Consider the following 23,566-nt stretch of genomic DNA (forward strand, 5'->3'; position numbering starts at 1 on the left):
CGGTACGAGGGGGTTCCGACATCGCCGGGGGTAGCTCTTCTCCCCAACCCACCTCTTGCTGCTCTTGTCCACGGATGTGGATTTTCGGCCCGCGGCAGTGAGCCGCGCCTCGACATTCTGGCGATGGCTCCGGCGTCCGTCGGGCACACGGATGCCGGAGCCCATACCCAGAGAGGACACATCATGAGCGACCACATCACCCTCGTCGGAAACGTCGTCGGAGACCCCGAGGAGCGGGCGACCCGCGGCGGAGACCCCATCGCCGCCTTCCGTCTCGCCGTGAGCGAGCGCCGATTCGACCGCGAGCGCGGTCAATGGGTCGACGGGCACACGAACTACTACGCCGTCTCGGTGTTCGGGGAACTCGGCCGGAACAGCTTGGCCTCGTTGCACAAGGGCGAGCGCGTCATCGTCGCGGGGCGCCTTCGGCTGCGCGAGTGGGAGACCGACGTCAAGCGCGGCGTGAGCGCGGACGTGGTGGCGGACGCGATCGGCCACGATCTGCGGTGGGGCGCGTCGGCGTTCCGCCGTACGGCGCGCACTGCTCCTGCCGCCGAGGCGGACTCCGACGACACCTCGACGTCCGAGACCGCACCGGGCGGAGATGCGTGGGCGGTGCCGGGTGAGGCTCCGGCTGATCCGCGGGACGACACCTCGACGGGCGCGATCGCGGGCGCACACGAATCGGCCGCGCTCGTGGAGGTGGGCGACGCGACGCCCTTCTGAGCCGGCCGGTCGAGCGGTGACCGGTACGTAGACTCGGGCGGGTGATCCGCTCGCAGTCTCGTCCGGTCGCCGTGATGGCGTTCGCCGCCGTTCTCGCCCTCGCGGGCTGTACCCCGACTGGTCCGTCGGCGCCGGCTGCGACGGAGCCGGCTCCGGTCGCGACGGAGCCGACACCCGCCGCTTCGATGAGCGCCTCGACCCCGGCTGCCGCGCCGACCCTGGCGCCGGGGGGTTCGGCCGCCGACAACCTGCCGCTCTTCACGCAGGTCGTGCGCACGGTGTGGGGCGGTCCGGATCAGGTCGCCGGCCGGGCCTACATCGACGCACTGGTCGGTGCCGGGTTCGACAAAGCCGCGATGCAGGTGACTCCCGACCAGACGACGATCGGGAATCCCGCGGAGAGCATCGAGTTCTCGGTGCGCTTGGGTGCGGACTGCCTCGTCGGGCAGGTGGGACCGTCCATCGGCGACCCGGTCACCGCCGTGCTGCCGGGTCTGTCGACCGGGGGATGCCTCATCGGCGAGACCCGCGCCATCGATTGGTGAGACGAACGGTCGACGCGACGGCGGGTGCGCGGCCGCCCCGGGCGGCCAGGCGACGACTTCACTGCCCCACGCGGTCACGGGCGCCGTGTGACCGGTGCGGTCACGGGCGCGCCGTCTGACCGGTGCGGTCAACGGCGCCATCACAGGTGCCGTTGATAGGCTGGAAGGGACTTCCGCGCACCCGGGCGCTTCGCCGAGATTCGAGATGAGATTCGAGTCGGCGACCCGGGCGGGCGCGGCCCTCATCCCCGATCGAAGGTGGTACGTCCTCGATGGCCGAATACATCTACTCCATGGTCCGCGCCCGCAAGGCCGTGGGCGACAAGCTCATCCTCGACGACGTCACGATGTCGTTCCTGCCGGGTGCCAAGATCGGCATGGTCGGACCGAACGGTGCCGGTAAGTCGACGATCCTCAAGATCATGGCGGGGCTCGACACCCCCTCCAACGGCGAGGCGCGCCTGAGCCCTGGCTTCACCGTCGGCATCCTCATGCAGGAGCCCGAGCTCGACGAGAACAAGACGGTCCTGGAGAACATCCAGGACGGCGTCGCGATCAAGCCGAAACTCGACCGCTTCAACGAGATCTCGGCCCTCATGGCCGACCCCGACGCCGACTTCGATGCGCTGCTGGCCGAGATGGGCACGCTGCAGGAAGAGATCGACGCCGCCGACGGCTGGGATCTCGACTCTCAGCTCGAGCAGGCGATGGACGCGCTGCGCACGCCGCCCGCCGATGCCAGCGTCGTCCCGCTCTCGGGTGGTGAGCGTCGTCGCGTGGCGCTGGCGAAGCTCCTGCTGCAGAAGCCCGACCTGCTCCTGCTCGACGAGCCCACCAACCACCTCGACGCCGAGAGCGTGCTCTGGCTCGAGCAGCACCTCAAGGCGTACAAGGGCGCCGTCATCGCGATCACCCACGATCGGTACTTCCTCGACAACGTCGCGGAGTGGATCGCCGAGGTCGACCGCGGTCACCTGTACCCGTACGAGGGCAACTACTCGACCTACCTCGAGAAGAAGGCGCAGCGTCTCGACGTCCAGGGCAAAAAGGACGCCAAGCTCCAGAAGCGCCTCAAGGAAGAGCTCGAGTGGGTCCGCTCCAACGCGAAGGGCCGCCAGGTCAAGTCCAAGGCGCGTCTCGCCCGCTACGAGGAGATGGCCGCCGAGGCGGAGCGCACGCGGAAGCTCGACTTCGACGAGATCCAGATCCCCGCGGGTCCGCGCCTGGGCAGCATCGTCATCGACGCCAAGAAGCTCGAGAAGCGGTTCGGCGACCGGTCGCTCATCAGCAACCTGAGCTTCAACCTGCCCCCGAACGGCATCGTCGGCGTCATCGGTCCGAACGGTGTCGGAAAGACCACGCTCTTCAAGACGATCGTCGGCCTCGAGCCCCTCGACGGTGGAACGCTGAAGATGGGTGAGACGGTCAAGATCAGCTACGTCGACCAGTCCCGCGCCAACATCGATCCCGAGAAGACGCTGTGGGAGGTCGTGTCCGACGGACTCGACATCATCACGGTCGGCAAGACCGAGATTCCCTCGCGCGCCTACGTGTCGAAGTTCGGCTTCAAGGGTCCCGACCAGCAGAAGAAGGCGGGCGTGCTCTCCGGTGGTGAGCGCAACCGCCTGAACCTCGCCCTCACCCTCAAGGAGGGCGGCAACCTGCTCCTCCTCGACGAGCCGACCAACGACCTCGACGTCGAGACGCTCAGCTCGCTCGAGAACGCGCTTCTGGAGTTCCCCGGCTGCGCCGTGGTCATCACGCACGACCGGTGGTTCCTCGACCGCATCGCGACGCACATCCTCGCCTACGAGGGCACGGAAGAGCACCCCGACCAGTGGCACTGGTTCGAGGGCAATTTCGAGGCCTACGAGGCGAACAAGATCGAGCGCCTCGGCGCCGACGCGGCCAACCCGTCGCGCTCGACCTACCGCAAGCTCACGCGTGACTGACGCGACGTCGCCCGCGGGCTCGGCTCCGGCCGGGCCCGCGCGGCTGCACATCCCCATCCACCTGCGGTGGGGAGACCTGGACGCGCTCGGGCACGTCAACAACACCTCGATGCTCAAGCTCCTCGAAGAGGCGCGGCTCCGCGCGTTCTGGCGCGGCGACGAGGATGGAGACGCCCTCCCGACCGCCGTGTTCGACATGAGCGTGCTGGAGAGCGGGGGAGAGCGCGCGACGCTCATCGCGCGGCAGGAGATCGAGTACCTCCGCCCCGTTCCGTACAGCCAGCGTCCCCTCGACGTGCGGCTGTGGATCGGCGCGATGGGCGGCTCCAGCGCCGACATCTGCTTCGAGGTCTTCAGCCCCCTCGGCGACAAGGAGCCCGTGCTCTATGCGCGCGCCACGGCGGTCGTCGTCCTCGTCGACACCGCCAGCGGCCGCCCGATCCGCTGGAGCGAGACCGAGCGCGCCGCCTGGGGACCATACATCGACGACCCGATCGAATACCGCCGCCGCGGCCGCTAAGGCCGCAACCCGGCTCCTGGCCGCTAAGGCCGCACCCCTGGGCTCTCCCCGCCCGGCACCCGCACCATGATCTCCTGCGCCACGCTGGCGAGGAGCACGCCGTCGCGCGTGTAGATCCGCCCGGTCGAGAGTCCGCGGCCGCCGCGGGCGTTCGGCGACTCCTGCACGTACAGCAGCCAGTCGTCGACGCGCCCCGGCCGGTGCCACCACATCGCGTGATCGAGGCTCGCGACCCGCAGGCCGGGCGTGCTCCACGGCACGCCGTGTCGGCGCAGGATCGTCTCCTGGATCGTGAGGTCGCTCAGGTACGCCAGCGCGGCGCGGTGCACCGCCGGGTCGTCGGGCAGCTCGCGCCGTGTGCGCATCCACACGGCCTGGCGCGGCACGTGCGGACCTTCCACCGACGTGTACACGGGCGACGGCACGTGCAGCACGTCGACGGGTCGCTCCGAGAACAGCTTCCGGCTGACGGGGTGCAGGCGTTCCTCGTCGAACGGCGGAAGGTCCTCCGGGAGCGGGATGCCATCGGGCATGGGCTCGGCGTGCTCGAGCCCCGGACCCTCGTCCTGGAACGACGCGATCATCGAGAAGATCGGCACGCCCGCCTGGAACGCCTGCGTGCGCCGCGTCGAGAACGACCGCCCGTCGTGGATCCGGTCGACGGAGAACGTGATGCCCGCGTCGGGGTCGCCGGGCCGCAGGAAGTAGCCGTGCATCGAGTGCACGGTGCGCTCGGGCGGGAGCGTGCGCGAAGCCGCGACGATCGACTGCGCGAGCACCTGCCCGCCGTACACGCGCCCCGACGGCATCGGCTGCGAGACCCCGGTGAAGATGTCCTCGGTCGTCCGTGCGCCCGCGTCGCGGAGGTCGAGCACCGCGAGCAGAGAAGCCACGGGGTCGTTGGCGTCGGTCACGCTCACTCCCGTTCCGCGCAGAGTTCTGCGTCGCTTGATAGTTTAGGGCGGGTGTCCGCGCGCCTGTTGTTCCCCGATCCGCAGGCGGCAGCCGACCTGCTCACCTTCTCCTCCCGAGCCGTTCGCCTCGGCGACGGTTCGGTGCGCCTCCGCGCCGACGGCGGAGTCCTCGTGACCACGGCGGCTCCGCTCGCTCCCCGCGGACTCCTGGATGCCACCCCCACGGTGCTCGGCCTCCGCGTTTCGGCCGTCGACCCGGAGCTGCAGTGCGACCTGGTGGTCGAGGCATCCGCTCTCTCTATCGCCCCGGACGATGCCTCGGCGATCGTGCTGCCCGACATCGCGAGCGCACCTGCGTGGGCCGGGGTGTCCCCGCCGCGCGGCGGCTGGGCGGAGTCCGGCGCCATCGACAGTGCGGTGCTCGCCGCGCGCGCGCAGTACGGGATCGCCGCCGTCGCCGACGCACTTCCGGCGGACCCGGGGGAGGACGTGGTGCGCACGGTGCGCGCGCAGATCTGGGGGCAGCCCGACGAGGCTCTCGGCGGCATCCCGCTCGGGACGGCCTTCGCCGCCTACGCGCTGGGGTTCATCGCCGGAGCCGAGGAGGCAGCGGTGCGCACGAGCGGTGTCTGGACACGGGTGACGCTGAAGCGCGGACACGTCCTCGTGCGAGGACCCGTGCGATCGGGCCTCACCGCCGTCCGGAGCACGGGGCGCTGACTCAGCACTCTCCGAGGCGACGTCGGTAACGTCGTGGATGCAAGGGGAGTATTCCTTCGCGGCGGTTCCGTCATCACGATCCCAGGGTGGGGTCCGGGCCCGTCGGTTCCTCGGAACGGAAGAGACCTTGACGTCGCGGCTCTGCGCCGCCCGTCGAAGGGTGCCCTCATGGCTTCGTTCTCCCGTCTGTTCGATCTTGCGTCTCGTGCCGTCGACAAGGCCGCGTCCGCCCGTTCCTCCCGGTCGTCCGCCGGCGGCCACGACTGGCGTGACCTCGCCCGGCAGGCCATGGATGCGGTGACGGGGGACGACCGCACCGCGCGGAGCACGTCACCCGCAGCCCCCGCGCCCACGGGGCGGGCGTCCTCCGCCTCGTCGTCGGGGCGGAACCCCGCCGCGCACCCGCGCGCGGCTGCGGGGCGGGGGCCGCTCACGGCCGCGGACCGCGACGCCATCGCCCGCTACGACTATCTCCTTCGCACAGCCTCTCCCGAACAGGTGGAACAGCTGCATCGCGAGGCATTCGCACGCCTGACGCCGGCGCAGCGCTCCCACGTCCGGGCGCGGATGGATGCCGACCTCGCCACTCACGAGCGGCCGCACTCGGACTCCCCAGACGATCTCGCGCGCGCCGCCGGACGTGCCGAGGCCCATCGCCCCGGGCGTATGCGTAGCCTCCTCGCGCGCGCCGGCGGTGCGGGCGCCATCACGGCCGGTGCCGGGGGTGCCGCCGCTCTGATCGCCGTCGTCGCGGAGGGCGCGGCGATGAGCGCCGTCGCGGTCCCGCTCCTCGAGCACGCCGCCGCTGCGGGGGTGGACTTCGCGGGTATCGCGGAGGGTGTCGACCTCGACGCCCTCGCATCGGGCCTCGACCTGGAGTCCCTCGCCACCGGCGTCCCCCTGGAGAGCCTGGGGGACCTCGGCGGGGGTGCCGGCGAGGCGATCTCCGGCGTCGGCGAACAGATCAGCGGGGTCGGTGACCGTCTTGGCGGTCTTCGCTTTCCCGGGCTGGGTGACTTCTTGGGGCGCTGACCCGGGGACGCACGTTCGGCCCGCGACCGCGGGCCGCGACCGCGCTCAGTCCGCGGAGCGGATCGGCAGACCGGTTCCGGTGCGCCCGTCGGAGGTCGGGCCGATGCCGCGCGGCTCGAACGTGTTGACCATCGCGTGGGCGGCGCGCTCGAGGTAGTCCCACAGCGGAGCTTCAAGCGCGGGCGGAAGGGCGATCTCGTCCACCGCCGCGCGCATATGCCGGAGCCACCGGTCCCGCGCGTCGGGGTCGACGTGGAAGGGATTGTGCCGCATGCGCAGGCGCGGGTGCCCGCGGTTCTCGCTGTAGGTCGTCGGTCCGCCCCAGTACTGCGCGAGGAAGAGCGTGAGCCGCTCGGCCGCGGGACCCAGGTCTTCCTCGGGATACATGGGCTTCAGGACCTCGTCCTCCGCAACCCCGCGATAGAAGGCGTCGACCAGTCGACGGAAGGTGTCCATCCCGCCGACCTGTTCGTAGAAGCTGATCGGCTCGCTCACGCGGATGCTCCGTCATCGTCGGCCCGCACCGCGGGGGGAGTGGGCTTCTGCGTGACGTCGCCCTCGGCGGACGGCGCGGGCGTCGCCGGCGGAGTGGGCTTCTTCACGGCGTCGCCGTCCTCGGACGCGGCAGCAGGCTTCTTCACGGCGTCGACCGGAGGCTCGGCCGCCTTGGTCTTCTTCGGCCGGGCCTTCTCCGCCGCGATCTCGGCCGCAACGGCATCCGCGTCCAACACCGTGTCGGAGACCGCGAGCTTCTTCCGTCGCGGACGCCAAACGGGGCGCTCGGGCGCGGTGGCCACCGGTGTGGGCTTCGTCTTCGGCGGGTGCGCTCCGCGCACGCTCTGCGCTCCCTCGGCCCCGGTCAGAATGATCGAGTTGAGCTGCGGGAGCGTCAGCCCGAGATCGTCCATCGCGCGCTTCAGCCGCACGCGCAGCTCGCGCGCGACGTCATCCTTCGAACTGGACCGCGTCTTCATGACGAGGCGGATGACGAGGGCGTCGCCGCTGATCGACTCGAGGCCCCAGATCTCGGGCTGCTCGATGATGCGCGAACGCCACTTCTGCTCCTTGGCCAGGGCCTTCGCGGCGCCGAGCATGGCCTTCTCGACCTCGTCGATGTCGGCATCCACCGGCACGGCCAGGTCGATGATGACCCGGGCCCATCCCTGGGACATGTTGCCGATGCGCGTGATCTCGCCGTTGCGGACGTACCAGAGCGTGCCGTTGACGTCGCGGACGTGCGTGATGCGGACGCTCACGAACTCCACGATGCCGGTGGCAAGACCCAGGTCGACGACGTCGCCGATCCCGATCTGATCCTCCGCCACGATGAAGATGCCGTTCAGCACGTCCTTGACGATGTTCTGCGCACCGAAGCCGAGTCCGGCACCGACCGCGGCCGTCAGCAAGGTGAGGGATGCCAGGGCGTTCGGGGCGACGATCCCGGCGATCCACACGAGCGCGACGATCACGAGCACGACGTTGACGATGTTCTGCAGGATCGTGCCGAGGGTGCGCGTGCGCTGCACGAGCCGGACCGCCGCGAGCGGCGACCGGTCCAGCGCCTGCGTGTCGTCGACGCGGGCGTTCTTCTTCGCCCCGTTCACGATGCGGTCGACGACCCGGCGGATGATCACGCGCAGGATCCACGCCGCGACGACGACACCCACGATGATCCCGAGGATCCGCAGGATCACACCGCCGAAGCCGAGCAGTTGCTCACCGATCCACGCCCACGCGGACGGGTCGGTGAGCGATTTCAGATCGACAGGAGGCGTCGGAGTCGGCGTGGGATCGGGAGCGCTGGCGAGAACGGTCATCCCCTTCATGCTAACGACGGATGCCTCGGTGCCGCCTGGGCATCGAGGCATCCGTCATTCTCCTGGGGGTCAGGCGTCGCGGCGGCGCAGCACGACGATCCCGGCGCCCACGAGCACCACCACCCACGCGGCGAGCGTGAGCGCGGGCACGAGCACGTCGCCCGTCGGAATCGCGGTCAGGTCGCCGCCGGCGGCGACCGGCAGGTAGCGGCCGAGGTCGACGACCCACTGCCACGACGGACCGCCGAGTGCGAAGAGGGTGAAGGCGATCGGCGCCACGAAGAGCACCCCGACGGTCGCGGCGATCGCCCCGGCGCCGTTGCGGATGAGAAGACCGAAGCCCATGCCGATGAGCGCGTAGGCGATCATCGAGACGACGCCGAAGAGCAGCGGGAGCAGCGCCTGAGCCGGGTCGGACCACGAGATGGCGGCGGTCGAGATCGGCACCGTCACGGCGAGGCAGACGAGGTAGCTGACGGCGGTCGCGGCGCCCACGACGAGCGCGACGGCGAGGCTCTTCGCCAGAACGACCTGCGCGCGCCGAGGGGTCGCGGTCAGGGTCGAGCGGATCATTCCGGTGGCGTACTCGCCGGTGACGGCGATCGCGCCCAGGATGCCGGCCACGAGCATCGTGAACTGGGCCGACGCGACGACGCCGGAGATCGCGTACCCGCCGTCCGAGGCCGACACGTAGAGCCACGAGATGCCCACCGAGAGAACGGCCGCGATCGCGAGCGACCACCACGTCGAGCGGAGTGTCGTCAGCTTCAGCAGCTCGCTGCGGAGAGTCCGGAGGAAGGTCGGTCCGACCGAGGTCTCCGTGAAGGTCGTGCGCCGGGGCGCGGTGAGGGCGGTCATGCGAGTTCCTTCGTCTTGTACTCGATCGCGTCTTCAGTGAGCGCGAGGTAGGCGTCCTCGAGCGAGCCGCTGCGCGGGGTCAGTTCGTGGAGAGGGATGCCATGGCGCGCGGCGACATCACCGATCTCGGCCGCGGAGACCCCGCGGAGACTCGCGAGGCCCGTCTCCACGAGGGTCGCCGTCGCGCCGGCGTCGCTCATCACCTCGACGAGGCGGGAGAGCTCGGGGGAGCGGACGAACACGGCCTCGGTCGTCCACGAGCGCACGAGGTCGGGGAGCGGCGCGTCGGCGAGCACCGAGCCCCGACCGAGCACGATGACGTGGTCGGCGGTCTGCGCCATCTCGCTCATGAGGTGGCTCGACAGCAGCACCGTGCGCCCTTCGGCCGCGATGTGCCGGACGAACTCGCGCACCCAGCGCACGCCCTCAGGGTCGAGACCGTTCACCGGCTCGTCGAGGATGAGCGTGTGCGGGTCGCCGAGGAGCGCGGCCGCGATCCCGAGCCGCTGGCCCATGCCGAGCGAGAAGCCACCGGCGCGCTTGTCCGCGACGGAGGCGATGCCTGCGAGTTCGATGACCTCGTCGACACGGCGTCGGCCGATACCGTGCGTCGCCGCCATGACGCGGAGATGGTTCCGCGCGCTTCGGCCGGTGTGCACGGCCTTGGCATCCAGGAGCACGCCCACCTCGGTGAGCGGGGCGCGGAGACGGTCGTAGGGGGTTCCGTTGACGGTGACGCTGCCCGACGTCGGGCGGTCGAGGCCGACGATCATGCGCATCGTCGTGGACTTGCCGGCGCCGTTGGGGCCGAGGAAGCCCGTGACACGGCCCGGCGGGACGGTGAACGAGACGTCGGACACCGCGGTGCGCGTGCCGTATCTCTTGGTGAGGTGCTCTGCGACGATCATGCTTCCACGCTAGGAAGCGCACCCCGCCCCGCGCGTCCGCCGGGGGAGTGATCCGTGTACATCTCCAGACGTACGCCCCCTCCCACCGGAGCGGGAGAGGGCGTACGTGGAGGGCGTGGGCGTTACTGCGCGTCGCGCTCCTGCACCGCGAGTGCGCGCTCGACACCGGCGAGGTTCTCGCTCACCAGGCGACGGAGCGCGGGGGCCGCGTCCTTGTGCGCGGAGAGCCACGCGCGGGTGGCATCCCGCAGCTGCGTGTTCGCGAGAGCTGCCGGGTAGAGCCCCACGATCAGGTACTGCGCGATCTGGTAGCTGCGGCTCTCCCAGATGGGGAGCAGCATGTCGAAGTACGGTCCGACGAACTCCGCGAGGACGTCGACCGTCGCCGGGTGCGTGAACCCGAGCGCCGCCGAGCGCACGATCGTGTTGGGCGCGTCGGCGCGGTCGATGAGCGAGCTCCACGCCTCCTGCTTCGCCTCGACGGTCGGCAGCGCGGCCTTGGCCTGTGCCGCGAACTCCCCGCCCTTCGCCGTGTTGTCGGCCTCGCGGGCCGCGTCGATGTCGGCCGCGGTGACCGCGCCGCCGGCGGCGAGGGCCACGAGCAGCTGCCACGACAGGTCGGTGTCGATCTCGAGTCCGTCGAGCACCGTCTCGCCGTCGCGCAGCGCCCGGACGGTCTCGACGTGCGCGGGGGTCGCGGCGGCCGAGGCGAACGCCGTGACGAACTGCAACTGGCTGTCGCTGCCGGCCTCGGCCGCCTGGGCGAGCTCCCACAGACCGTCCGCGACGCGCTCGCGCGCGGCCGCGCGGGTCGCCGGAGCGACGTAGCTGTTGGCCGCGAGCTGGAGCTGTGCGAGAGTCGTGCGGACGGTCGTCGACTCGGTCTCGGAACCGATGTTCCGCAGCACCAGGTCGATGTAGTCGGTCGCCGAGGCCTCGGCATCCCGGGTCTGGTCCCACGCCGCACCCCAGACGAGCGAGCGCGCCAGCGGGTCGGCGATGTCCTTGAGGTGCGCGATGGCGGTGGCGAGCGAACGCTCGTCGAGGCGGATCTTCGCGTACGCGAGGTCGTCGTCGTTGAGCAGCACGAGATCCGGACGACGGATGCCACGCAGCTGCGGCACCTCGGTGCGGTCGCCGTCGACGTCGAGCTCGATGCGGTGCACGCGCTCGAGGCGGCCGGACTTGTCGAGCGAGTAGAAGCCGACGCCGAGGCGGTGCGGACGGATCGTGGGGTAGTCCGACGGCGCGGTCTGCACGATCGCGAAACGCGTGAGCGACCCGTGGTCGTCCTGCTCGATGAGCGGCGAGAGCGTGTTCACGCCCGCGGTCTCGAGCCACTTCTTGGCCCAGTCGCCCAGGTCGCGGCCACTCGTGGTCTCGAGCTCGGCGAGCAGGTCGCCCACCTCGGTGTTCGACCACTGGTGCTTCTGGAAATAGGCGCCGACGCCGGCGAAGAACTGCTCGATGCCCACCCACGCGGCGAGCTGCTTGAGGACCGAGCCGCCCTTGGCGTACGTGATGCCGTCGAAGTTGACCTGCACGTCCTCGAGGTCGTTGATCTCCGCGACGACCGGGTGGGTCGAGGGGAGCTGGTCCTGGCGGTACGCCCAGGTCTTCTCCATCGCGTTGAAGGTCGTCCAGGCGGCCTCCCACTCGGTGGCCTCGGCGGTCGCGATCGTCGAGGCCCACTCGGCGAACGACTCGTTGAGCCACAGGTCGTTCCACCACTTCATGGTCACGAGGTCGCCGAACCACATGTGCGCGAGCTCGTGGAGGATCGTCACGACGCGACGTTCCTTCACGGCATCCGTGACCTTGCTGCGGAAGACGTACGTCTCGGTGAACGTCACGGCTCCCGCGTTCTCCATCGCGCCCGCGTTGAACTCGGGCACGAAGAGCTGGTCGTACTTGGCGAAGGGGTAGGGGAAGCCGAACTTCTCCTCGAAGTACGCGAAGCCCTGACGCGTCTTGTCGAAGACGTAATCGGCATCCAGGTACTGCCACAGGCTCTTGCGGGCGTACACGCCGAGCGGGATGACGCGGCCGTCGGCGCTCGTCAGCTCGGAGAACGTCGACTCGTACGGGCCGGCGATGAGGGCCGTGATATACGACGAGATGCGGGGCGTGGCCGGGAACGCCCACTCGGCCACGCCGTCGCCCACCTCGCGCGGTTCGGGCGTGGGGGAGTTGGAGACGACCTTCCACGCCGCCGGGGCCGTCACGGTGAAAGTGAACGCGGCCTTGAGGTCGGGCTGCTCGAACACCGTGAAGACGCGGCGCGAATCCGGGACCTCGAACTGCGTGTAGAGGTAGACCTCGCCGTCGACGGGGTCGACGAAGCGGTGCAGACCCTCACCGGTGTTGGTGTACTCGCAGTCGGCGTCGACGACGAGCTCGTTCTCCGCCGCCAGTCCGTCGAGCGCGATGCGCGAGTCGGCGAAGACCTCGGCGGGGTCGAGGGTCCGTCCGTTGAGCGTCACGGCGTTGACCGTGCGCGCGATGAGGTCGATGAAGGTCGACGCCCCCTCGGTGGCGGCGAAGCGGACGGTCGTCACGGAACCGAAGACCTCGTCGCCGCGGGTGAGGTCGAGGCGCACGTCGTAGTCGTGCGTGTCGACGATCGCGCGGCGCTCCTGCGCTTCGATGCGGGTGAGGTTCTCTCCTGGCACTGGCGTTCTCCCGAGGATGTGGGTGGATCGTCGCGGATGGCACTGCTGGCGCCGACGACAACCGTATAAGCCTAGTGTCGAGATACCCCACGGCCGGGCTGATCGCTCAGGTGGGAGGATGTCGGGGTGAGCACGACCGACACGGACACCACCCCCGAGACCGTCCTTTACGCGTCTCCCGCCGCGGCATCCGGACCCAAGTGGGTCGAGACCCCGGTGGCCTACGACGCGATCCTCCTCGCCGGCTTCGGCGGGCCGGAGGGCCAGGACGACGTCATCCCGTTCCTCCGCAACGTCACGCGCGGGCGCGGCATCCCCGACGAGCGCCTCGAGGAGGTCGCCCACCACTACCGTCACTTCGGCGGCGTCAGCCCGATCAACGAGCACAACCGTCAGCTGAAGGCGGCGCTCGAGGCCGAGATCGCGCGCCGCGGCCTGAACCTCCCCGTGTACTGGGGCAACCGCAACTGGTCGCCGTACCTGGAGGAGGCCGTCACCGAGGCCGCCGAGGCCGGTGACACCACGCTGCTCGCGATCGCGACGAGCGCCTACAGCTCGTTCTCCAGCTGCCGTCAGTACCGCGAAGACTACGCCCGCGTGCTCGAGGCGACCGGCCTCGGCGAGACCGTCACCATCGACAAGGTGCGGCAGTTCTTCGACCACCCCGGGTTCGTCTCGACCTTCGTCGAGGGCGTGAAGGATGCCGTGTCGACGTACGTCGCGGACGGCATCGCGCCCGAGAAGATCCGCGTGCTCTTCTCCACCCACTCCATCCCGACCGCCGACGCGGAGCGTTCCGGCCCTCGCGACGTCGACTTCGGCGAGGGCGGCGCGTACGAGGCGCAGCACAAGGCCGTCGCCGCGTTCGTCATGGCCGAGGTCGCCGCGGCCGTCGCCGACGTCGAGTGGGAGCTCGTGTATCAGTCGCGCTCCGGCCCCGCGTCGCAGCCGTGGCTCGAGCCCGACGTGAACGACGTGATCGCCGAACTCCCCGGCCGCGGCGCCGAGGCCGTCGTGATCGTGCCGCTCGGATTCGTGAGCGACCACATGGAGGTCCTGTGGGACCTCGACACCGAGGCCATGGAGGCGGTGGAGGAAGCCGGCATCCGCGCCGTCCGCACGCCCACGCCGGGCATCGATCCCGCGTACGTCGCCGGTCTCGTCGATCTCGTCGAGGAGCGCCTCAAGGGCACACCGAAGGCGGAACGTCCGCACTTGACCGACCTCGGTCCCTGGTACGACGTGTGCCGCCCCGGTTGCTGCGAGAACGTGCGCGCGGGATTCAAGCCCGTCGCCGCGGGCCTGCGCCCCTGAGACACCACGACGCCGCTCGTCCCTCGCCGGGGCGGGCGGCGTCGTCGTTCGCGCCCGCGGTGTCGGTGGCCGTCCCTAGGATGGGCGCATGCGCATTCACATCGGCACCGATCACGCCGGTCTCGAGTTCTCCACCCAGCTCCAGCACCACCTCGCCTCGCAGGGTCACGAGGTCGTCGATCACGGCCCCATCGAGTACGACCCGCTCGACGACTACCCGGCTTTCTGCATCCGCGCCGCCCAGGCCGTCGTGCGCGACCAGGCCGACGGCATCGAGACGCTCGGCGTCGTCTTCGGCGGCTCGGGCAACGGCGAGCAGATCGCGGCGAACAAGGTCCTCGGGGTGCGTGCCGCCCTCGTCTGGAACATCCCGACCGCCGAACTCGCCCGCCAGCACAACGACGCGAACGTGATCGCCATCGGCGCTCGTCAGCACACGTTCGAAGAGGCCGCGTCGTTCATCGACCGCTTCATCGCGACGCCGTTCTCCGGCGAAGAGCGCCACGCCCGCCGCATCGCGCAGCTCGCCGCCTACGAACAGGACGGTGTCCTCCTGCCCGACCCGCGCGAGAACGTGGCGCAGCCCGACGTGCTCGACGCGAGCGACTCGTTCGACCCCGAGGCAGGCTGATGCCCGAAGGGCATTCCGTCCACCGCATCGCCCGGCAGTTCGACCGCAACATCGTGGGCCGCACGGTCGCGGCATCCAGTCCCCAGGGCCGGTTCGCCGAGGGCGCCGCGGTGATCGACGGGCGCGAGGCGCTCGAGGTGCGCGCCGTCGGTAAGCAGATGTTCCTGCGGTTCGATCCCGACGTGTGGCTGCGGGTGCACCTCGGCATGTACGGCGCGTGGGACTTCGCGGGCGAGGTCGCGATCGACGCGACCATCGCCTCGGCCAACGGACGCATGGGGCACACGAACCAGCGCGGGACGGTTCTCGACGAGCCGATCCTGGATGCCGCCGGCGAGAACTCCCTCAGCTCGATCGGCGCTCCGCGGCGCGCTCGCGTACGCATGTCGGAGCAGACGACCGGGCTCGAGGAGCAGACCGAGTGGCCGCCGCCCGTCGTCGGTGCGGTGCGGCTGCGCCTGCTGACCGAGACCACGTGCGCCGACCTGCGCGGGCCGACCGCGTGCGCGCTGCAGACGCCCGACGAGGTCGCGGCGACGATCGCCAAGCTCGGCCCCGACCCGCTCGTCGACGATGTCGCCGAGGGCGAGGAGCGCTTCGTCGCGACCGTGCGGCGCAAGCCCACCGCGATCGGGCTGCTGCTCATGGACCAGGCGGTCGTCAGCGGCATCGGCAACGTCTACCGGGCTGAGATCCTCTTCCGCGCGCGGCAGAACCCGCACACACCGGGTCGTGACGTGCCGGGGGAGACGGTCCGCGCGATGTGGCGCGACTGGGTGGGGCTGCTCGCGATCGGCGTCGAGACCGGGCAGATGATGACGATGGACGACCTCGATTCCGAGGCGTACCGACGCGCGATGGCCCATCGCGACGACCGCCACTGGGTGTACCACCGCGCCGGTCTGCCGTGCCGGGTGTGCGGTACGACGGTGCTCGTCGAAGAAGCGGCGGGGCGCAAGCTGTACTGGTGCCCGAGGTGCCAGGCGTGAGCGATCTAGGCTGATCCGGTGCGGCAGAATCCCAGTTTCGCGATGACCGACGTCGGAGAGATCCGGCGCCTCATCGAGCATCACCCGTGGGTCACGCTGGTCTCAGCGGGAGCGGACGGCCTGGTGGCCTCCCACTACGCCGTCCTGCTCGACGACGACCGTGACGACCTCACGATCGTGGGGCACGTCGGCAAGCCCGACGACGCGATCCTCGATCTCGGTAAACGCGAGCTGCTCGTCGTCGTGCAGGGACCGCACGGATACATCACGCCGCGCTGGTACGGCGACGGCCCCGCGGTGCCGACCTGGAACTTCGTGTCCGCGCACCTCAGTGGCATCCCGGAGATCCTCACGCCCGAGGAGAACCTGCGCGTGCTCGACCGACTGGTGGAGCGTTTCGAGGGCGAGGACGGTCGCGGCCTGTACCGCGCGCCGAACGACGCCGCGTTCGTCGACCGGCTGGCGGCGGGAACCGTCGGTTTCCGGCTGACCCCGAGCCGCGTGGTGGGCAAGCGAAAGCTGAGCCAGAACCGTCCGGCCGAGGTCGTCGACACGATCATCGAGGGTCTCGCGGACGGACCCGACGCCAACCCGGCTCTCGCCGCCGAGATGCAGCGCGCCGCCGACGCGCGCCGTCGGGCGGGACGCGCATGATCGGCGAGACCGCGGCGTTCGTGCGCGCCGTCCGGGTCGCCGGCCCCGGTCGGGAGTTCCTCCCGACGCCCGACGAGCCCGTCGACCTCGTCCTCTCGGGCGGCCGCATCGTCGACATCGCACCGACGGGCAACCTGCGTCCGCGCGGCGTGGTCGTCGACGGCGACGGCGGGTGGCTGCTCCCCGGGCTGTGGGACCACCACGTGCACGTCGTGCAGTGGGCCCTCACGGCCGATCGCGTCGCGCTCGGCGGCGCCGGGTCGGCGCGCGAAGCCGCCGCGATGATGTCCGCCATCCCGACGGGCGACGACGACCGTCGTATCGGCGTCGGCTTCCGCGACGGACTCTGGCCCGACGAGCCGACGCTCGAGCTCCTGGATGCCACGACCGGCGAGGTCCCGACCTACCTCGTCAACGCCGATGTGCACAGCGTCTGGATGAACTCCGCCGCCTTCCGTCGCGAGGGCTTCGAGTCGCCGGCATCCGGTGTTCTGCGCGAAGAGGACGCGTTCGAGATCTCGCGGCGGCTGAACGCGGTCGACCCGGAGATGGGGGATCGCGCCGTCGAACGGATGGCCCACGCCGCCGCGGCACGCGGGCTCGTCGGCCTTGTCGACCTCGACATGACGTGGAACGACGGGCCGTGGCAGCGGCGCGCCGCCCGCGGTTTCGACACGCTGCGGGTGTCGTACGGCACGTACCCGCAGGACCTGGACCGCGCGATTGCCGAGGGCCTGCGGACGGGGGAGCCCGTTCGCGGTTCGCGCGACGGTTTCGTGCGGGTGGGTCCGCTGAAGGCCATCACGGACGGCTCGCTCGGCACGCGCACCGCCGCGTGCGCACATCACTACCCGGGCGAGGTCGACAACCACGGGTTGCTGACCATCCCCCCGGACGACCTCGTCGACCTCATGACGCGGGCGACCGCGGCGGGTCTCGAATGCGCGATCCACGCGATCGGCGACGTCGCGAACGCTCACGCCCTCGACGCCTACGCCCTCACCGGTGCGGTCGGCACGATCGAGCACGCACAACTCGTCGCGCACGCCGACATCCCCCGGTTCGCGCGGCTGGGGGTCTCCGCGAGCGTGCAGCCCGAGCACGCGCTCGACGATCGCGACATGACGGATGCCATCTGGGCCGAGCAGTCCGCGCAGCCCTACCCGCTGCGGGCCCTGGCCGACAGCGGCGCGAACCTCCGCTTCGGGTCCGACGCTCCCGTGGCGCCGCTCGACCCGTGGGCCGCGATCGCGTCCGCGGTGTTTCGCACCCGCGATGGCCGTGACGCGTGGCAGCCGCACCAGCGGGTCGACATCGACACCGCGATCGCGGCATCCACCGCCGGAGGTTCGACGGCCCCGGCCGAGATCGCACCGGGCGCCCGCGCGGACCTCGTGATCGTGGATGCCGATCCGCGCACCGCCGACGAGCGCGCCCTGCGCGCGATGCCCGTGCGGACGACGCTGCTCGCCGGCCGCGTCACCCACATGTCCTGAAACCCTGCGCGTCCGCGCCGTGCCCAGCGCCATCGCGCGTGAGGGGTCAATTTCTGTCGCTTCCGGGCTCCCAAAGCGACAGAAACTGACCCCTCACGCGACGACGAAGGGGGCGACGCCGAAGCGTTGCCCCCTCCGGAAGAGACCTCAGGCCGCGAGGTGCGCGAAAAGGAACCAGCGGTCCTTGTCGAGGCCGCGCTTGATCTCGATCGCGACGTCCTGGCTCGACAGGTCGGTCTCGTCGAGGCCGTCGATGGCGGTCTGGATGTCGACGAGCACGGCGTCGATGTCGGCGATCACGGCCCGGATGACGACGTCGGACTGCGCGAAGCCGGCGGGAACCGCGGTCTCCTTCGCCTTCGCGGCGACGGTCGAGAGGCGCGAGTCGATCGGGAGGCCGAGAGCGACGATGCGCTCGGCGGCGAGGTCGGCCCAGTCCTGAGCGTGGGCGACGACGGTGTCGAGCAGTTCGTGCACGCCGATGAAGTTCGCGCCACGGACGTGCCAGTGGGCCTGCTTGCCGTTGACGACGAGGGCCTCGAGACCGAGGACGATGGGCGAGAGGAACTGCGCGGTGCTGGAGGCCATGGTCGAGTCGACGGTGGTGGCGGCGGGCGTCTGAACGGTGCTCATGAGATCTCCTGAGTGTTGTACCGAAGTCGTGATGACAGCAACGCTACTCACGCCGGAACATTCCGCAAGCAAGATGAGGCTCGGCTAAATCCCTGGTAGGAAGGCAATCCTCACCTCAGTCCGAAGCATCCCGCGCGATAGTCTCGCCCCATGACGATCTCACCGGATGCCACGGTCCTCGCCCTCCCCGATGCGACGCCGGAGGTGCACGAGACGGCGTTCCTGGCATCCGGGGCTCGCGTGATCGGAGCGGTCACCCTGAGCGAGGGGTCCAGCGTCTGGTACAACGCCGTCGTCCGGGGCGACAGCGCCGCGATCGTGCTGGGACCGCGCAGCAACCTGCAGGACAACGTCTCGGTGCACGTCGACAGGGGCCGTCCGGTCACGATCGGCGCCGACGTCTCGGTGGGGCACAATGCCGTGGTGCACGGGTGCACGGTCGGCGACGGTTCGCTGATCGGCATGGGCAGCGTCGTGCTGTCGGGCGCGCAGATCGGACCCGGATGCCTCGTCGCCGGGGGAGCGGTGGTGCTCGAGGGCACGGTGCTTCCGGAGGGCTCCCTCGTCGCGGGCGTTCCCGCGAAGGTGCGCCGGGCCCTGACGCCGGAGGAGCGGGAGGGGATCCTCCGCAACGCGCGAACGTACCTCGAACGCTCGGAGCAGCACTCCGGGGCGATCCATCACGGTGACGATTCCCGTCAGGAGCCCGCGGGGACCTCGTCGAGGTAGATCGGTTCGGTGCCGACCGAGATCTTCGCCGAGCCCGGCTCCAGATTCGGCACCAGCGTCTCTCCCGTGATCGACGACGCGGACGTGCGATAGCCCGCGCGAGTCTTCACCGTCACGGTCGTCGGGCCGGTGGTCGAATCCGCGTAGGGGGCGTCCCGCCACAGGACGCGGCGCTGCGCGCCGCTCGAATCACGGAACGTGTACATCCACACGTCCGGACCGAGCGACTGGCGGGTTTGGAACGTGTACCCGCTCAACTGGTTCAGCAGGTACCCCGCGGCCGCCGCGCTCTGCTTGGGCTGGAAGGCGTTCACGGTATCGGTCGGTTGTCGGTAGAGACCGAAGTTGTCCTCGGTCTCGTCCTGCCGCGTGCCGTCGTCGACACCGTCGTACCAGACCGTCTGGGCGACCGACGGGAGAGCGCGGAGTCCGACGAAGATCTTCACGAGCGCGCCCGCCGACTGATCCTCGGCCGGCACGCGGGCGATGTTCCCCGTGGCCGCGGTCGAGGTGGTGTTGGAGACGCCGATCTCACTGACGATGATCGGCTTGGAGACGCCCCGGTTCGCGCTGCGGACGAGGGAGTCCAAAGCGGTCACGTTGGCGATCGTCTGATCCAGGTCCCGCGCGTAGCCGTGGGTCGAGAGCATGTCGGAATACCGCAGACCGCCCGCATCGATGAAGTCGCTGAACCACGCGAGCGGGGTGCCCGACGTGTTGCCCGCGACGATCTTCACCTGCGGGTGCCGGCCTTCACGCCCTGGGAGACGACCTTGACGAGCTGCGCGTAGCACTCGCCGCTCTGACAGTCGCTGGTGTTGCGGGCCTTCCGATTGAACTCGTTCCAGACCTCCACCTTGTCGATGTGCGGATTGGCATCCAGAACCGTGTTGATGTAGTCGACGTATCCCTGCTGGCCTTCGGGCGTCGTCGGCGGGGACAGGTTCTCCTTCATGTCCTCGGGGTAGGCGACGGGGTTTCCGTACCCCGCGACGAAGAGCATCTTCAGGCCGTTGTCCTGGGCGGCCGTCTGCAGATCCTGCGCGTGAGGCGGCAGGGAGAAAGTGCCGCGGGTCGATTCCACGCTCATCCACGAGGTTTCGTCCCGCACCTCCTGGAACCCGAGCCCCCGGATCAGGGGAACGGTCTTGTCGAGCGGCCACGTACTCGCGGCAAAGGATGATTTCCCCCAGTGCGTCGCGACGGCGTAGAAGCGATCGACGGCCGCCGGAGTCGGACTCACCAGGACGTTGACGCTCAGCTGGTCGCGCTCGTCCGAGAGATCGACGACGTAGAACCCGTTCGACGGAACGGGCGGCTCGATCGTGGCGTTCGCGCCGCCGGGATTCTGACCGCTGGCGATCGGCTCACCGGAGCGCGAGCGCAGCGTCCAGTCGACCTGCCCGTGAGAGTTTCCGAGCACGATCTTGACGTCGGATGTCGACGCGAACAGCAGCGAGGGGTTGATCACGGACAACGGCGCCGGTCCTGTCCGCAGCAGAAGAAGAACGGCCGTGGCGGAGATCGCCACGAGAGCGACCACAACGGTGATGACCACGATTCGCCTCGCCTTCGATGATTCCGCCACGAAGCCCCTTTCGTCGGCGGTCACGATAACCCAGCGATATCTCGCGGAGATGTCCGTTTCATGAGGCGGAGGTGAGAGCGCCTCCTCATGTCCGTGCGGGAAGGATCCGCGGCACCAGTCTCACCAGCGCGACCATTCCCATGAGCTCGACGAGCGTCTGCGTGACCACGGCAGCGGACGCCAGAGCCAGAGGTTCGGGGAGGGCGAGCGCGAGCGGCAGCACGACGAGGGAGTTCCGCGTCGAGCCCGAGAACACCGTCGCTCGGGCGGTCGGGACGTCCTGGCGGAACATCCGGGCGACCAGGATGCCGAGCACGGGCGCGACCAAGAGGAACGCGACGTAGATCGGTACGACCCCGAGGAGCTCGGCCGCGTGCGCACGCACCACGTCGATCTGTGCGCCGACGATCACGGCGAGGGTGAGCGCGAGGAGCGGCACCATGCCGGCATCCATCGTCCGCTCGACGGCTCGGGCAGAGCGCACGCGTCGTCCCAGCGCCTGAGTCACCGCGGCCGACCCCAGGGGCAGAACGATGAAGAGGAGGAACGCTCCGAGGAACGGGGCGATGTCGATCGAGTCCAGGAGATCCGGGCCCGCCATCACCGCGAGGAACACCGGGAGCAGCGCGAGTTGAGCGAGCATCAGCACCGGTGACACGGCGAGGAGACGGGATGCCGAGCCCCCGGCGAGCCGCGTGAACACCACGACGTAGTCGATGCACGGGGTGAGGAGCACGAGGAGCACACCGACCAGGAGCGCGCGATCGTGGGCGATGAAGCGCGACAGGCCGAACACGAGCACGGGAACGAAGACGAAGTTCAGAATCAGGACGGCCACGAGGAACCGCAGGTCGCGTAGCGCCCGACCGAGCTCGGCGAAGGGCACCGCGAGGAACGTGGCGAAGAGCAAAAGGATCAGCGCCGGAGTGACGAGAGTCTCGAGGACCGCGGCGCTTCCGGGAACAGCGAGCCCGATCGCGCCGCCCACGAGCATCCCCGCGAGGTACAGCGCGATCTGCCAGCGGTTCGCCCACGCGATCATCGGATCGAGGGTACGCGGTCACACCCATCGACCGGTGCGGCGGTGCCCGGCGTAGCCTGGCGGCATGCACATCGACAAGCTCGAACCCGGCGAGGTCTTTGTCTTCGGATCGAACGGGTCCGGCGCCCACGGCGGTGGCGCCGCCCGTTTCGCCCTCGACCGCTTCGGTGCCGTGTGGGGCCAGTCCGAGGGGCTCCAGGGCCAGTCCTACGGCATCGACACGATGTCGGGGCCGGCCGTGTTCGAGGAGCAGGCTCGACGGTTCCTCGCGTTCGCTGCGGAGCACCCGGAGCTGCGGTTCCTCGTGACCGAGGTCGGCTGCGGCATCGCCGGGTATCGGCCCGAGCAGGTTGCCGGCTTCTTCGCGGGAGCGGGGGAGAACGTCGTCCTGCCGAAGTCGTTCGTGGCGGTGCTGGGGGAGGCCTGACGACGCCCCCAGACCGGCCCGCGTGGCGCTGGCGGCTACTCGGCTACGCCCTCATCCCGCTTCTTCCCGCCTCACGATCTCCTTGGCGGCCCGGTTACCGACGGTGACCGCGGCCCACAAACTGACAGTCACACCGATCCCACCGACGGCAAGTCCGACGAGGCCCGACCCCTCACCCGCCTGCATGCTGGCACCGAGAGCCCAACTGATCCCTCCGAGGACCGAGGCGATGGATGCCGCGACTGCAGCCGCAGATATCCACGAGAGGGCGGCCTCGTGCGCGACGGTCCACGTCTCGGCTGAGTGCGTGATGGCATCCGTGCGCATTCCGAGCCAGCGGGTGCGGCGAAATCGGCGCGTCCCGATCAGCACCACGAGAAGCCAGCACACGGCCGCGCCGAGCCCAAAGCCCACACACGTCGCGATTGCGACTTTCGTTGAGTCCATGGCCGGAGCCTAAAGGGCGGCCGGAGCGGCCCGGTCTGTCGGACCTGTGGAGGGGATGACGGGAATCGAACCCGCACCATCAGTTTGGAAGACTTATCCGAACTGACCCGCCCACACCCATTCTCCCCGGAATCACGCGCTATTTCTGGAAACGAACGACGCCTGCCAGCTCCAGACTAGGGCCTCTCGTGCCTTGAACTGAGGCACGGCCAAGGCACGCTCAATCTGGGGCGATGCGACGCTCGATCGCGATGCCCGTCTCGTTGGTGAACATTGCGGCCGCCTGGGCTGACGTGATCTCCCCGCGCGCCCACATGGGCAGCAGCACGGCAACCTGACCCGCGGCGCTCAACCCCGTGTTATTCATCTGGGGCGCGAGCAAGCCCTGTTCCGCGATGATCGCCATCTGCCACTCATCGGGACGCAGCAGCACCGCGAAGCGGGCGTGCGCTTCAACGGAGTCTGCAAGCTCGTTGAGGCTCGCGGAGGGGCGTGCGCCGATGGTTCCCTTCCGAATTAGGTCAGGGATGATCGCCGTAATCTCGTCCCTCCGCCGACGAGCGTCCGCCGCCTTGATTTCAGCACGGCGAATGAGGAAGGGCGCGAGTAATGTCCCGGCGAGCGTTCCGAGGGTTGCCAGAATGCCGACCGCGATAGTCCCGATCAGCCCGAGGCGCGCCGCCTCGATCGCCGCTCCTGCGGCGGTCATCTCGGTTACTGCCATGGCGCGAGGCTAACCGCTCGGCAAGCCTGTGCTCTCCGGCGCGCCGTGTATGGGTAGCGCGAACGGTATGGACGCGACGGTGGGGGCGCATACACGCGCGTCAGGGAAACCCCTGGTTAGCGCGTACAAACACGAAATAGACAGGCGTGCGTAGTAGGGCTACAGTCGGCGCCGGGGTCACAACCGAACACAACAGCCGTCGAGGGCAGCACCGCAAAGGAAAGCCGC

At 69.9% G+C, this 23,566-nt stretch carries 25 protein-coding genes; 13 read left to right on the forward strand and 12 right to left on the reverse strand.

The genetic code is table 11. The annotated features are described in order from the left end of the window. The first annotated feature begins 183 nt into the window (after positions 1 to 183). The 4 genes from AVW09_RS17910 to AVW09_RS08225 all read left to right on the forward strand — a co-directional run bounded on the left by AVW09_RS17910 (position 184) and on the right by AVW09_RS08225 (position 3,743). On the forward strand, positions 184 to 726 hold the full coding sequence (locus AVW09_RS17910) for a single-stranded DNA-binding protein (RefSeq protein WP_063257593.1): 543 nt from the start codon (positions 184 to 186) through the stop codon (positions 724 to 726). Between the two features lie 41 nt (positions 727 to 767). After that, positions 768 to 1,271, forward strand: a complete 504-nt coding sequence (locus tag AVW09_RS17915) for a DUF6993 domain-containing protein (RefSeq protein ID WP_231901792.1) — start codon at positions 768 to 770, stop codon at positions 1,269 to 1,271. A gap of 272 nt (positions 1,272 to 1,543) precedes the next feature. Beyond that, positions 1,544 to 3,223, forward strand: a complete 1,680-nt coding sequence (gene ettA, locus AVW09_RS08220; RefSeq protein WP_063257594.1) for an energy-dependent translational throttle protein EttA — start codon at positions 1,544 to 1,546, stop codon at positions 3,221 to 3,223. Beyond that, positions 3,216 to 3,743 (forward strand): acyl-CoA thioesterase, encoded by a 528-nt coding sequence (locus AVW09_RS08225; RefSeq protein ID WP_063257595.1) that lies wholly within the window; start codon positions 3,216 to 3,218, stop codon positions 3,741 to 3,743. Before ettA ends, AVW09_RS08225 begins: the two co-directional genes overlap by 8 nt. Positions 3,744 to 3,766: 23 nt before the next feature. Here the strand turns inward: AVW09_RS08225 and AVW09_RS08230 are convergent, their stop codons facing one another. Then, positions 3,767 to 4,657, reverse strand: a complete 891-nt coding sequence (locus tag AVW09_RS08230; protein ID WP_231901793.1) for an acyl-CoA thioesterase — start codon at positions 4,655 to 4,657, stop codon at positions 3,767 to 3,769. Positions 4,658 to 4,708: 51 nt separating this feature from the next. Between AVW09_RS08230 and AVW09_RS08235 the strand changes: the two genes are divergently transcribed. Then, entirely contained in the window at positions 4,709 to 5,377 is a 669-nt protein-coding gene (locus AVW09_RS08235) for a hypothetical protein (RefSeq protein WP_063257596.1), read from the forward strand. 168 nt (positions 5,378 to 5,545) lie between these two features. Then, positions 5,546 to 6,409, forward strand: coding sequence for a hypothetical protein (locus tag AVW09_RS08240; protein WP_063257597.1), 864 nt, complete (start codon positions 5,546 to 5,548; stop codon positions 6,407 to 6,409). A 45-nt stretch (positions 6,410 to 6,454) separates the two neighbouring features. Here AVW09_RS08240 and AVW09_RS08245 read toward each other — a convergent pair whose 3' ends face one another. From AVW09_RS08245 to pepN, 5 genes are all read right to left on the reverse strand, one after another. Beyond that, the gene (locus AVW09_RS08245; protein ID WP_197462584.1) at positions 6,455 to 6,904 is read right to left on the reverse strand and encodes a globin; all 450 of its coding nucleotides are present in this window, start codon (positions 6,902 to 6,904) and stop codon (positions 6,455 to 6,457) included. Further along, the gene (locus AVW09_RS08250; RefSeq protein WP_231901794.1) at positions 6,901 to 8,226 is read right to left on the reverse strand and encodes a mechanosensitive ion channel family protein; all 1,326 of its coding nucleotides are present in this window, start codon (positions 8,224 to 8,226) and stop codon (positions 6,901 to 6,903) included. The genes AVW09_RS08245 and AVW09_RS08250 overlap by 4 nt, the downstream gene beginning before the upstream one ends. A 69-nt stretch (positions 8,227 to 8,295) precedes the next feature. After that, complete coding sequence (locus tag AVW09_RS08255) at positions 8,296 to 9,084, reverse strand: ABC transporter permease (protein WP_063257598.1); 789 nt, start codon at positions 9,082 to 9,084, stop codon at positions 8,296 to 8,298. After that, positions 9,081 to 9,992 (reverse strand): ABC transporter ATP-binding protein, encoded by a 912-nt coding sequence (locus AVW09_RS08260; RefSeq protein WP_063257599.1) that lies wholly within the window; start codon positions 9,990 to 9,992, stop codon positions 9,081 to 9,083. Before AVW09_RS08260 ends, AVW09_RS08255 begins: the two co-directional genes overlap by 4 nt. Positions 9,993 to 10,114: 122 nt before the next feature. Continuing rightward, positions 10,115 to 12,664: an aminopeptidase N gene (pepN, locus tag AVW09_RS08265; protein ID WP_063257600.1), complete on the reverse strand. Its 2,550-nt coding sequence runs from the start codon at positions 12,662 to 12,664 to the stop codon at positions 10,115 to 10,117. A gap of 126 nt (positions 12,665 to 12,790) precedes the next feature. Between pepN and AVW09_RS08270 the strand changes: the two genes are divergently transcribed. The 5 genes from AVW09_RS08270 (at position 12,791) to AVW09_RS08290 (ending at position 17,748) form a co-directional block, all read left to right on the forward strand. Beyond that, positions 12,791 to 13,978, forward strand: a complete 1,188-nt coding sequence (locus tag AVW09_RS08270) for a ferrochelatase (RefSeq protein ID WP_063257601.1) — start codon at positions 12,791 to 12,793, stop codon at positions 13,976 to 13,978. Positions 13,979 to 14,066: 88 nt separating this feature from the next. Next, positions 14,067 to 14,609, forward strand: coding sequence for a ribose-5-phosphate isomerase (locus AVW09_RS08275; RefSeq protein WP_063257602.1), 543 nt, complete (start codon positions 14,067 to 14,069; stop codon positions 14,607 to 14,609). Continuing rightward, on the forward strand, positions 14,609 to 15,598 hold the full coding sequence (locus AVW09_RS08280; RefSeq protein ID WP_063257603.1) for an Fpg/Nei family DNA glycosylase: 990 nt from the start codon (positions 14,609 to 14,611) through the stop codon (positions 15,596 to 15,598). Before AVW09_RS08275 ends, AVW09_RS08280 begins: the two co-directional genes overlap by 1 nt. An 18-nt stretch (positions 15,599 to 15,616) precedes the next feature. Beyond that, the gene (locus tag AVW09_RS08285) at positions 15,617 to 16,252 is read left to right on the forward strand and encodes an FMN-binding negative transcriptional regulator (protein ID WP_197462585.1); all 636 of its coding nucleotides are present in this window, start codon (positions 15,617 to 15,619) and stop codon (positions 16,250 to 16,252) included. After that, positions 16,249 to 17,748, forward strand: coding sequence for an amidohydrolase (locus tag AVW09_RS08290; RefSeq protein WP_063257605.1), 1,500 nt, complete (start codon positions 16,249 to 16,251; stop codon positions 17,746 to 17,748). The genes AVW09_RS08285 and AVW09_RS08290 overlap by 4 nt, the downstream gene beginning before the upstream one ends. Positions 17,749 to 17,895: 147 nt before the next feature. Here AVW09_RS08290 and AVW09_RS08295 read toward each other — a convergent pair whose 3' ends face one another. Then, positions 17,896 to 18,381 (reverse strand): Dps family protein, encoded by a 486-nt coding sequence (locus AVW09_RS08295; protein ID WP_063257606.1) that lies wholly within the window; start codon positions 18,379 to 18,381, stop codon positions 17,896 to 17,898. Between the two features lie 150 nt (positions 18,382 to 18,531). On the opposite strand from AVW09_RS08295, the gene AVW09_RS08300 reads away from it, so the two are divergent. Then, positions 18,532 to 19,110 carry a gamma carbonic anhydrase family protein gene (locus AVW09_RS08300; protein WP_063257607.1) on the forward strand — a complete coding sequence of 193 codons (579 nt, stop codon included), beginning with the start codon at positions 18,532 to 18,534 and terminating at the stop codon, positions 19,108 to 19,110. Here AVW09_RS08300 and AVW09_RS08305 read toward each other — a convergent pair. The 3 genes from AVW09_RS08305 to AVW09_RS08315 all read right to left on the reverse strand — a co-directional run bounded on the left by AVW09_RS08305 (position 19,080) and on the right by AVW09_RS08315 (position 21,740). Continuing rightward, positions 19,080 to 19,847, reverse strand: coding sequence for a hypothetical protein (locus AVW09_RS08305; protein ID WP_063257608.1), 768 nt, complete (start codon positions 19,845 to 19,847; stop codon positions 19,080 to 19,082). The two genes, AVW09_RS08300 and AVW09_RS08305, sit on opposite strands and share 31 nt — an antisense overlap. Continuing rightward, a complete protein-coding gene (locus tag AVW09_RS08310; protein WP_156496019.1) occupies positions 19,844 to 20,668 on the reverse strand; it encodes a hypothetical protein in 825 nt (274 codons plus the stop codon). Before AVW09_RS08310 ends, AVW09_RS08305 begins: the two co-directional genes overlap by 4 nt. A 115-nt stretch (positions 20,669 to 20,783) precedes the next feature. Beyond that, the gene (locus AVW09_RS08315; protein WP_063257610.1) at positions 20,784 to 21,740 is read right to left on the reverse strand and encodes an arsenic resistance protein; all 957 of its coding nucleotides are present in this window, start codon (positions 21,738 to 21,740) and stop codon (positions 20,784 to 20,786) included. Positions 21,741 to 21,804: 64 nt separating this feature from the next. Here AVW09_RS08315 and AVW09_RS08320 point away from each other — a divergent pair, with 64 nt between their 5' ends. Further along, positions 21,805 to 22,167, forward strand: a complete 363-nt coding sequence (locus AVW09_RS08320; RefSeq protein WP_063257611.1) for an A1S_2505 family phage non-structural protein — start codon at positions 21,805 to 21,807, stop codon at positions 22,165 to 22,167. A 51-nt stretch (positions 22,168 to 22,218) separates the two neighbouring features. Here the strand turns inward: AVW09_RS08320 and AVW09_RS08325 are convergent, their stop codons facing one another. Beyond that, a complete protein-coding gene (locus AVW09_RS08325) occupies positions 22,219 to 22,614 on the reverse strand; it encodes a hypothetical protein (protein WP_156496020.1) in 396 nt (131 codons plus the stop codon). Positions 22,615 to 22,834: 220 nt separating this feature from the next. Further along, positions 22,835 to 23,338: a hypothetical protein gene (locus AVW09_RS08335; protein ID WP_063257613.1), complete on the reverse strand. Its 504-nt coding sequence runs from the start codon at positions 23,336 to 23,338 to the stop codon at positions 22,835 to 22,837. Positions 23,339 to 23,566: the final 228 nt, after the last annotated feature.

Source organism: Microbacterium sp. T32 (assembly GCF_001619615.1).
Lineage (GTDB): Bacteria > Actinomycetota > Actinomycetes > Actinomycetales > Microbacteriaceae > Microbacterium.